This window comes from Emticicia aquatilis (genome assembly GCF_014644295.1).
In the GTDB taxonomy this organism is placed as follows: domain Bacteria; phylum Bacteroidota; class Bacteroidia; order Cytophagales; family Spirosomataceae; genus Emticicia; species Emticicia aquatilis.
Genome location: NZ_BMKK01000012.1, coordinates 23,671 through 32,883, shown reverse-complemented (window position 1 = coordinate 32,883; position 9,213 = coordinate 23,671). Strand labels below are relative to the sequence as shown.

6 protein-coding genes and 1 tRNA gene are annotated in these 9,213 nt (G+C 39.3%); 5 read left to right on the top strand and 2 right to left on the bottom strand.

Annotation, left to right across the window (positions count from 1 at the left end):
- Positions 1-7 precede the first annotated feature (7 nt).
- Complete coding sequence (locus IEX65_RS22760) at positions 8-445, top strand: hypothetical protein (RefSeq protein ID WP_188769692.1); 438 nt, start codon at positions 8-10, stop codon at positions 443-445.
- Positions 446-453: 8 nt separating this feature from the next.
- Positions 454-1,773, top strand: coding sequence for a hypothetical protein (locus IEX65_RS22755; protein ID WP_188769690.1), 1,320 nt, complete (start codon positions 454-456; stop codon positions 1,771-1,773).
- A 63-nt stretch (positions 1,774-1,836) separates the two neighbouring features.
- On the opposite strand, the gene IEX65_RS22750 is transcribed toward IEX65_RS22755, so the two are convergent.
- Positions 1,837-1,907, bottom strand: a tRNA-Cys gene (locus IEX65_RS22750).
- Between the two features lie 287 nt (positions 1,908-2,194).
- Between IEX65_RS22750 and IEX65_RS22745 the strand changes: the two genes are divergently transcribed.
- The 3 genes from IEX65_RS22745 to IEX65_RS22735 all read left to right on the top strand — a co-directional run bounded on the left by IEX65_RS22745 (position 2,195) and on the right by IEX65_RS22735 (position 4,899).
- The gene (locus IEX65_RS22745; RefSeq protein WP_188769688.1) at positions 2,195-2,752 is read left to right on the top strand and encodes an RNA polymerase sigma factor; all 558 of its coding nucleotides are present in this window, start codon (positions 2,195-2,197) and stop codon (positions 2,750-2,752) included.
- 86 nt (positions 2,753-2,838) lie between these two features.
- Positions 2,839-3,795 carry a hypothetical protein gene (locus tag IEX65_RS22740; protein ID WP_188769686.1) on the top strand — a complete coding sequence of 319 codons (957 nt, stop codon included), beginning with the start codon at positions 2,839-2,841 and terminating at the stop codon, positions 3,793-3,795.
- Between the two features lie 51 nt (positions 3,796-3,846).
- Positions 3,847-4,899 (top strand): hypothetical protein, encoded by a 1,053-nt coding sequence (locus IEX65_RS22735; RefSeq protein ID WP_188769683.1) that lies wholly within the window; start codon positions 3,847-3,849, stop codon positions 4,897-4,899.
- Positions 4,900-4,960: 61 nt separating this feature from the next.
- Here IEX65_RS22735 and IEX65_RS22730 read toward each other — a convergent pair whose 3' ends face one another.
- On the bottom strand, positions 4,961-9,088 hold the full coding sequence (locus IEX65_RS22730) for an SdrD B-like domain-containing protein (RefSeq protein ID WP_188769681.1): 4,128 nt from the start codon (positions 9,086-9,088) through the stop codon (positions 4,961-4,963).
- Between the last annotated feature and the right edge of the window lie 125 nt (positions 9,089-9,213).

The window sequence follows — 9,213 nt, the reverse complement described above, 5'->3', positions numbered from 1 at the left end:
GAAAAATATGCAAAAAATCTATGCCTTCTTGGGCATTATTATACTTGTATTGGGGATTTATGTCTGGAATTTATCAATTAAGCCTAAACCGTTTGAATTACGCAAACCCGAAAAAAACGATGAACTTTCTGAGAGAAATATCGTGAAGATTCGAGTAGATAGTCTGACCAAAATCATTGATTTGGTTTATGAAGATGATGCCACGGTTTCGATGGCAGATGATGATAGATTTCAAGTTAAACTGCGTAATCAAGGTAATAGTATTACAAATTTTTATAACGATAACCCAAGACTGCTGGAAACTGACGACGATAGGTTTTCGATAAAACATGAGAAAAATATAGTCGAGGCAAGTTTTAAAATCGAAACAGCGGGGCAGATAAAATACGCTTTCGTACCGACCGATGTGGTTTATAAATTATCTGAATTAGCCTATAACAAATGAGTAACGATATGTCGAATATTAATCAAAACAACTTTATTGAATTTCTTAAATTCCTGGAAAGAAAACATCCACAGATTAGGTTTTCGAGCGATAAATTGGATGCTCTGAAAAGAATTGATAATCAGCAGATTAGTCAATATCTCTCATTGGTTTATGAAAAGTTTTCGTTAGATGGAAGTTCGGAAGAAAGAACTTTTACAGCACTGAAAAGTGAAGAAGAACTCAGAAAAAATACCGAATACATAACGCCAGATGTAATTGAGGAAATACCGAGAATAGAACCCGTAGTTCATGTGTATAATTTGGAGCGAAATTATCCTGAGTCAACGCCCAAAGTTGATATAGAGCGTGTGACGCCTACTTATAATGTAGAGCAAAAGCCACTTGAACCAGCACCGAGACCCAGTGTTGAGGTTGAGCGTACGCCCAAACCAACGTCACCCTCGACTACCACGCCTCCACCAAGAACAGTTTCGGCCGATAATTATGTTGCACCAAATCACACAACTCGAAATGTTTTCTTTATAGCGTTGCTGGGAGTGTTAGCTTATGTAGGTTATGAATTTTATGAATACCAAAAACTCGGAACTGTCTATGCCTTAAGTAATGAACTGATTATCAGAGATTCATCAAAAAAAGATGGGAAATTTCTGGGTAGTGCCGACCTCTTTGGCAAAAATATGGATAAAAATAATGTGGAAGTACCAACGACCTCGGAGTTAAAATTGTATTCAAACGACCTACAAGGGGGTTATTATAAGGTGATTGTGAGCGATACACCATTTTTTAGCTTCTTGTTCAATAATAACGAGGGATATGTTTATTCAAAGTATTTTACTACCGACAAGAAAAAGCAGGATTTATACAAGGCTATTTTTGAGCCAATCAAAGAAGATTATTATGAGTTAAAGCATCTCGAATTTGCTTACCGAACCATGATTGTCAATGCCATCGAAAATACTCCTTCAATGAAAGGCTTAGTGTTGAAAGAATCGTGTGATATACAACCCGTAACGGCAAAAAAAATGCCTCTACGCATTGGGCAAGAGCAAAACAAAGACCGCACGGTTTTCCATGCACTTGTGCAGCTATCAGATGGAAATTATTATTCAATCATAGCCAATGGATTTTATAATGTATCGCAAGTAAATCAGATTTACTTGAATGGCGAACCGATGACAAGCCCTGGTAAATTTGTGAATAAAGGAAAAGATTTTGTATGGGAAAGTTGTGATAAAAGTATGACCGCCAGAAGCAATGGACAACCATTTGATACATTTACGTCAGAAGTAGCAACTGAGGAAGCTCCTGAGGAGACGGGTCTATGAAGGTAAATGGATGATTTATAATACAAAAAAGCACCCTTTTGAGGTGCTTTTTGCATTTTTTTGAGGTCCCGAGCGGATTCGAACCGCTGTAGAAGCTTTTGCAGAGCTCTGCCTAGCCACTCGGCCACAGGACCATATTTTGAGTTCGACTACGCTCACTCACCATTCAAACAATTTTGGTTTCCGAGCGAAGCCGAGGAATCGGATTGCAAAAGTACAAGACTCGTGCCAAACTCCCAAAGATTTTCTGAAAAAAAATATAATCTTTAAGTAAAAAGAAAATTCTCAAAGAATTGGGTATTTCTAAGTAATTGATAATTAGTGACTTACAGCCTAATTCTTAATTCTCAATTCTTAATTCTCAATTTTCATGCAACCCTCTCGACAAGTTTTTGCATCTTGCTATTGAACACAAGATTTTATGGCTAAACTTTTATCACTTTTCTCGAACGAATACGACCTCGCAAAGGCCGTACAGCGGCAAGACCCCAAAGCACAGACTCGACTTTACGAAAAGTTCTCGTCGAAAATGCTGGCGGTCTGCACTCGCTACGTGGGTGATAAAATGGAAGCAGAAGATGTGATGATTGATGGTTTTATGCGGGTTTTCGATAAAATCGACCAGTTTACGTTCCAAGGGAGTTTTGAAGGATGGATTCGTAAAATCATGGTAAACGAAGCCTTGATGTATGTCAGAAGCAAAAAAATGATTGTCGTTGACCTCGAATATGCTATTGAAGAACCCAACGAATCATCATTCAGCACCGACCTCGAAGCATCGGATTTGATGAAACTCATTGAAGAATTACCAGTTGGCTACCGAACAGTTTTTAATCTGTATGCCATCGAAGGTTACAACCATATCGAAATCGGCGAAATGCTCGGGATTTCGGAAGGTACATCAAAATCGCAGTTAAGCCGAGCAAGAGCAATGTTGCAGGCGAAGTTAGTTAAATTAGAAAATAAAGCTTTTGGATAATTTGGTTACTCGTTGATTAGCTACTTTTTATTGGCAATAAAACTAATAACCAGTAACTGATAACCAAGAACTAAATTTGAAAAGAAATGAACGTAATAATAAAAATGAAAAAACATCCGATTGACGACCTTTTTGCCAAAAAATTGGCAGAACATCGACAAGAGCCTTCTCAAAAAGCTTTTGAGAAGTTTCAGGCACGTTTACAAGAAAAACAACAAAAACCGAAGGTAGGCTTTTTCTTGGGTAATCGTAATTGGACGTACTATGCCGCTGCGGCAGGTATTGCTATTGCTCTTTCGGTTGGATTTTTGACTCAAAATGATACATCTGTTAGTCCAACAGTTGCAAGTGCGGATGTTCCATCTCACGATGCTCCATCTCATGATGTACCAACTGTAAAGAAAAATTCAGTTGAGAGTGTGTCAGAAGTAGCTAATAATCAATCTATTGCATCAATTGAAAATAAAAAACAAACATCAGAAAACACAACCAAGCAAAACTTACCAACGACTAAAAAACAATTTCAGCCAGTTGTGATAAATACGCCCAAAAACACTATTGCAAACCTAAACCCTATAACTCAGTCAGTACCGAATAAAATCGTTGATGATTCGCCTGAAGAGGAAATAAGCGTTGCTACTAATACAACGCCAATTTTCGAAACTCCAGTAGTCGAAACAACCAAACCAGCCGAACAAACATCGCAAGGAATTTTCAAAACGGATATTGGTGAGTCGGTTGTGGTGGTTCTTGAGCCAGCCGCTCCCGAAGCCGAGGTGATTCCTTCAATCAGTCAAGATTCTAATACTTCTTTGGCTGATGCAAAACGTTTGGGCGAAGAAAAAGATGAAAAGGAAAAATCGTTCATCGCTAAACTTTACGGTGAATACAAACACTTCAAATACGGCGAAAAAGTAGATTTGAAGAAACTTGGTGTAAAAGATGTTTTGGCTCGTGTGGATGATAGCGTAATTAAAGAAGACATCACCGATGTACGTGATTTCGTACAACGAAAAGTAAGTAGATTACAACGCAAAGAATAAATAGAAGTTTGTCCGAACTATCAGTATTAGACGAAAAAATAGAATACAACAATGAAAAAACTGCACTTAGCCTTATTGCTGATAATCAGCACTTTATCAGTAAAAGCCAATTTTAAATCAGATACTACCATCGTTGAGTTTACCGACAAAGGTGTAAAAAAACGAGTAACTGTCTATACCTCAAGCAAGCGAGATTTCGATTTGCCGAAAACACTCGACCTTGAAAACGTTTTGAAAAGCGTAGGGGTTGATTCTCTCGAAAGAAAAAAAGCAATCATTTTGGCAGGAACGGACGGCTCGAAGCAAGACACAATCTTGGTGGTTGCTCGTGATGGTCGAGATATTAAAATCGTTTTACGAGCTCCAAAAGAAATGATTGCTCGTGACACACTCCGCAATGACAGAGAAGACCATTGGAGTCGTGAAAATAGAGTTTATAAAGAAGAAGACCAAGACGATGACTCTGATGACGATGACCGTGAAGCAAAGAAGAAAAAATCGGGTTCGGGAAGATTCTTCTCACGCAGTGACATGGGCCTTTATGTAGGGCTAAACAACTGGACAAAAAGCTCAACGACTGGTTCTGAATTGGATACGTGGGGTTCGAGATATGTGGCACTTTCACTGCAAAGAAATATTACTTTAATCAACGGAAAACAAGTAGATTTAGCTCTTACTTACGGTCCAGAAGTAGCTTGGAATAATTTTATGTTTCAAGAAAATAATGTTGTTGAAATGTCTGGTAAACAAGTAGTTTTCAAAGATTTTGGACAAAAATTATCGAAAAGCAAATTAGTTGTACCGATGTTGAATCTTCCGATGATGCTTAATTTTGGTTTTGAAGAAGCTAAATTTAGAATTGGTTTGGGAGGATACATTGGCTACCGAATAGGTGGATACAGTAAACTAAAATACGAAGGAGGAAAGAAAGAAAAAATCAAAGGAAGCTATGGTTTAGAAGATTTTAGATACGGTCTTACTGCTGAACTTGGTAAACGAAAAGGTGCTACTTTATTTGTGAGATATGACTTGAATCCAATATTTAAAGCCGAACAAACTAATGCTAAAGGCTTACAAGCATGGAGTATCGGACTTAGATTATAAAATATTTCTGTAAGAAAATTTAGTAAAAAGGCTATCCGAATCACATTCGGATAGCCTTTTTTTATTTTATTTTTCTGACCTTAATTGGTACACAAGCAAGCGAACAAGGGGGTAGAACCATTACAAAGACGGAGGCGGTTGTCGTACAATTATTGCTTGATTTTGCCGTAACTGTATATGTCCCTGTCCTGATGTAAGTAGCAGGACTAATGCTCGGATTTTGTAAATTTGAAGTAAATCCGTTTGGTCCACTCCAAGAAAACGACGTTGCCCCAACCACTGTTAATTTTAGATTAATAGTACCTCCATCTTCGATATTAATATTGCTTGATGCAGTAACCAACGTCGGTGGCGTACAAGTTGGGGTCACAAGCACCTGAGTGGTGGCTGTGGCCGTACAAGTACCTGTCGAAAGTACTATGAGCGTGTAAGTGCCGCTGGCAGCCAAAGGAGCCGAGTTTATGGTTGGATTTTGAAGTGTTGAACTAAAACCATTTGGCCCACTCCAAGTATATTTTGTTCCGCCAGTACTTGAGGCTGTAAAGTTAATCGCACTTCCTTGATTGACAGGCGAATTACTCGAAGCTGTAACCAAAGTAGGTGGCGTACAAAGCCCTACTGAAATGATAATATTCGTAGTAGCAGTCGCAGAACATGTTCCCGACGAAATAACTGATAGGGTATAAATACCCTCATTTGATGAAGATGCTGACGTAATACTCGGATTCTGTAATGTTGAAGTAAATCCATTCGGTCCAGTCCAATTATACACAGTACCACCTGTACTTGAAGCTGTAAAGTTAATCGTACTTCCTTGGTTGACGGGTGAATTACTCGAAGCCGTAACCAAAGCAGGAGGCGTACAGATATTAGGTACAATGACATTAACCGTTGTCGTGGCAGTAGCCGTACAAGTTCCTGATGAGAGTACTGTTAAAGTATATGTGCCATTTGCGGCTAAAGTAGCAGAGGCAATGCTCGGATTTTGTGCTGTTGAAGTAAATCCATTCGGTCCAGTCCAATTATATTTTGTCCCACCCGTACTTGAAGCAGTAAAGTTAATCGCACTCCCTTGATTAACAGGAGAGTTACTCGAAGCCGTAACCAAAGTAGGTGGCGTACAAGTTGGTGTAACAATCACGGCCGTAGTGACAGTTACTAAGCAAGTTCCGCTTGATAGAATTATCAAATTATAAGTGCCACTGGCTGCTAAAGTCGCTGACGAAATACTTGGATTTTGAATAGTCGAAGTGAATCCATTTGGTCCTGTCCAAGCATAAGCTGTGCCTCCAGTACTGGTTACTGTAAAATTAATGGGATTCCCTTCAACTACAGGTGAATTACTCGATGCCGTGACTAAAGTAGGCGGTGTACAAGTTGGTGTAACAACTATAGCGGTAGTAGCGGTAGCCGTACAAGTCCCCGAAGATAGAATCGTAACCGTATAAGTTCCACTCGTTGTTAAAGCAGCCGATGCAATGCTTGGGTTTTGCGTTGTTGAAGAAAACCCGTTTGGTCCAGTCCAATTATATTTTGTTCCGCCAGTACTTGATGCCGTAAAATTGATAGTACTTCCTTGATTGACAGGCGAATTGCTCGATGCTGTAATTAAAGTAGGTGGCGTACAAGTCGGCGTAACAATTACAGCCGTAGTAGCGGTAGCCGTACAAGTTCCTGAAGATAGAATCGTAACCGAATAAGTTCCGCTGGCTGCTAAAGTGGCCGAAGCTATACTCGGATTTTGTGTTGTCGAGTTAAATCCATTTGGTCCTGTCCATGAATAAGCGGTACCACCTGTACTTGATGCCGTAAAATTGATAACAGTTCCTTCAACCACGGGTGAGTTACTTGAAGCAACAACACCAGTAGGTGGTGTACACCCTGTCAGACCAATATCTAAACTATGGTTAGAAAGTGTTGTTGCCCCTGTTTGAAAGTCAATAATGGCATAGCCCGCCAAATCAGCGGCATTAGAAAGGCGAGCTTTATTTACTGGTGCGTTGGGTATTTCTTGCACCCATTTTGCATCCGAATCTCGCATTCTTTCAGGTGTTTCTTCTTCGTCAGGAGGCAAAGTATTACCACCTGGTGCTACATCTATTAATTCTTTGGTTTTAACACCATTTTGAGCCATATTAACACGAATCTGATATTTGTGTTCATACTTAACAGTGTCCGTAACGTTCGAGTTATTAAAACTATACTCACCATTAGAAGAAGTAACGGTACTTCCTACTTGCACGCCACCTTTTTCCATATCATGTAGTGTGATTTCTACACCTCCAACCCCTTTCTCATCAGGGTCTTGAACTCCGTTTTTGTTACTATCAATCCAAATACGATTGCCTAATTCAATAAACGACACCCCACAGGCAGCTTTCATATCTCCCACGCCACCTGATTTACCAAGTGTGCCCTTTTTACCTGCATATACCGCAAAACTTCTTAGTAATGAGCCATCTTTATTATCGTAAATATGAAAACCGCCTGCATGAAAGACTTCATCAACAGGGTCCATGGCTGATGCCAATACTTCGCCAGTTCCAGGCATTAGCATTAAGCCTCCGTTTGTAATTTCACTGTGAGCTGGTTTGTCAAAAAACTTCCAATAATCTCTGCCATAAAACTCACCACCGCCAAAACCTTCATCGTTATTTACCCCACTTCCAGTCAATGGACCGGCTTGACCATTATTTTCCATCTCGTAAACACCATTATTGTTATAAACTCTAAGAATATCTCCACTCACAAAACCATCATACAATTTGCCATCATCAACAGGTGCCATTGCTTTAAAGCCAGTAATAAGACCAAATCTATCCATTAGACCAATAATCATACTCCCGTCAGTATCGAATTCTACATCTGAAATAATAGGTTGTGGATTAATTGCCGAGCCTACAAATTTACCGTATTCGGCATCAAAAAAAGATGAACAGGCAACAGGGAATGTATTACTCCATGGACGCCAATATCTGATGTTTTGACAAGCTTCAGTTGCATCAGCTTGTCCTCTTTTATAAGTAAGTGGGAATTGGTATAAAACTGAAAACTCCCCCGTTTTAGGATTAAACTTGTAAATTGTACCAGATAAAGTGGTAGAATCTTGTGAAGTCTCGTTCGTACATACAACCCCTAAATAGAAGTTTCCTTGGTATTCTTTTACGCCCCAAGGCCTATAATCACCGTTAGGACAAGGATTTGGTATACTATACGATTTTACCGAAGTAATACTTGGTGTTTTTGCAGGCACTCCCACAAAAAAACTATAAAGCTTACGGTCGTAAAGGTTAACCATGTATAATGTTTTTTCATCACCCGAAAGAGCAATTCCGCCAATTCCTACTTTTCCTGCTGCAGCTACACTGGCAGCATCTTGGCTTGTAAGGAGCTTATCAGCTGGTAAATCTGTATGTGGGTCAGGGCCAGTATCAATACCCAATGTTTTTACATCAATGAGTTGACCTAAAGCATTTGTTACTGCATCAAATTTATAAATCCCACCCGTTCCCAATGGCCCGAGTCCAACGTGCCGTCTGGTAATAGCACTCGTTAAAACAGTTTTACCACGAGCTTGATAGTCCATTCCCCAAAGAGAGCCAACTTCCGAAGCTTTAGCTATATGCACGGGCATTGGCCCAGTAGTTCCACCCACACCAGTTGCATAATAAGGAAGAGAAACGAGAGCATCGTCATCTCCTGCTGAGCCACCACCTAAAGCATTACCACTAACATAGCAAGGAGTATAAATTAAAGTCCCATCTGGTTGACAGTAATCATTAATTGTCAGAATTCCCAAATTAACATTGCTTGCTCCTCCAGTCGGGACGGTTAGAAATTGAACATTAGTATTACTATATCCTGCTCTTTTGCCATCGCTATGAGCCCCAAGACCAGTGAATTCAATCCTAACCATTGAGCCAGCAGGTACTTCTTGGGCAGTAAAACTATAATTGCCATTAATATCTGTTTGCTTTACTACAGTCGGTGTCGACGCTTTATATACGCTAACCGTAATATTACGCATACCGAGTTCATACGGTGGTGTTTGGTTGCCATCATTATTGAAATCTTTAAATACAGTTCCTGAAATTTGAGCAAAAGTTTCTGGGACTAAAAGAATACAACAACCAACAATCAAGTACAAAAGTTTACTCTTATACTTTTCATATAATGGTGCTTGTTTCATAAATTATAGAGGTTTTTAGATTTTATAATCCAGCAGAATAAAATCTTTATAAGGAAAACAAATTTTAATAGTACTAAGCAATTCGTTAGGGTATAATTGCAAAGCCTATGCCATAAGCACAAAAA

Bases quoted from the DNA above. Each gene is read 5' to 3' on its own strand.
- IEX65_RS22735 (WP_188769683.1), top strand. From the start codon at position 3,847: ATGAAAAAACTGCACTTAGCCTTATTGCTGATAATCAGCACTTTATCA.
- IEX65_RS22740 (WP_188769686.1), top strand. From the start codon at position 2,839: ATGAACGTAATAATAAAAATGAAAAAACATCCGATTGACGACCTTTTT.
- IEX65_RS22755 (WP_188769690.1), top strand. From the start codon at position 454: ATGTCGAATATTAATCAAAACAACTTTATTGAATTTCTTAAATTCCTG.
- IEX65_RS22760 (WP_188769692.1), top strand. From the start codon at position 8: ATGCAAAAAATCTATGCCTTCTTGGGCATTATTATACTTGTATTGGGG.
- IEX65_RS22730 (WP_188769681.1), bottom strand. From the start codon at position 9,088: ATGAAACAAGCACCATTATATGAAAAGTATAAGAGTAAACTTTTGTAC.
- IEX65_RS22745 (WP_188769688.1), top strand. From the start codon at position 2,195: ATGGCTAAACTTTTATCACTTTTCTCGAACGAATACGACCTCGCAAAG.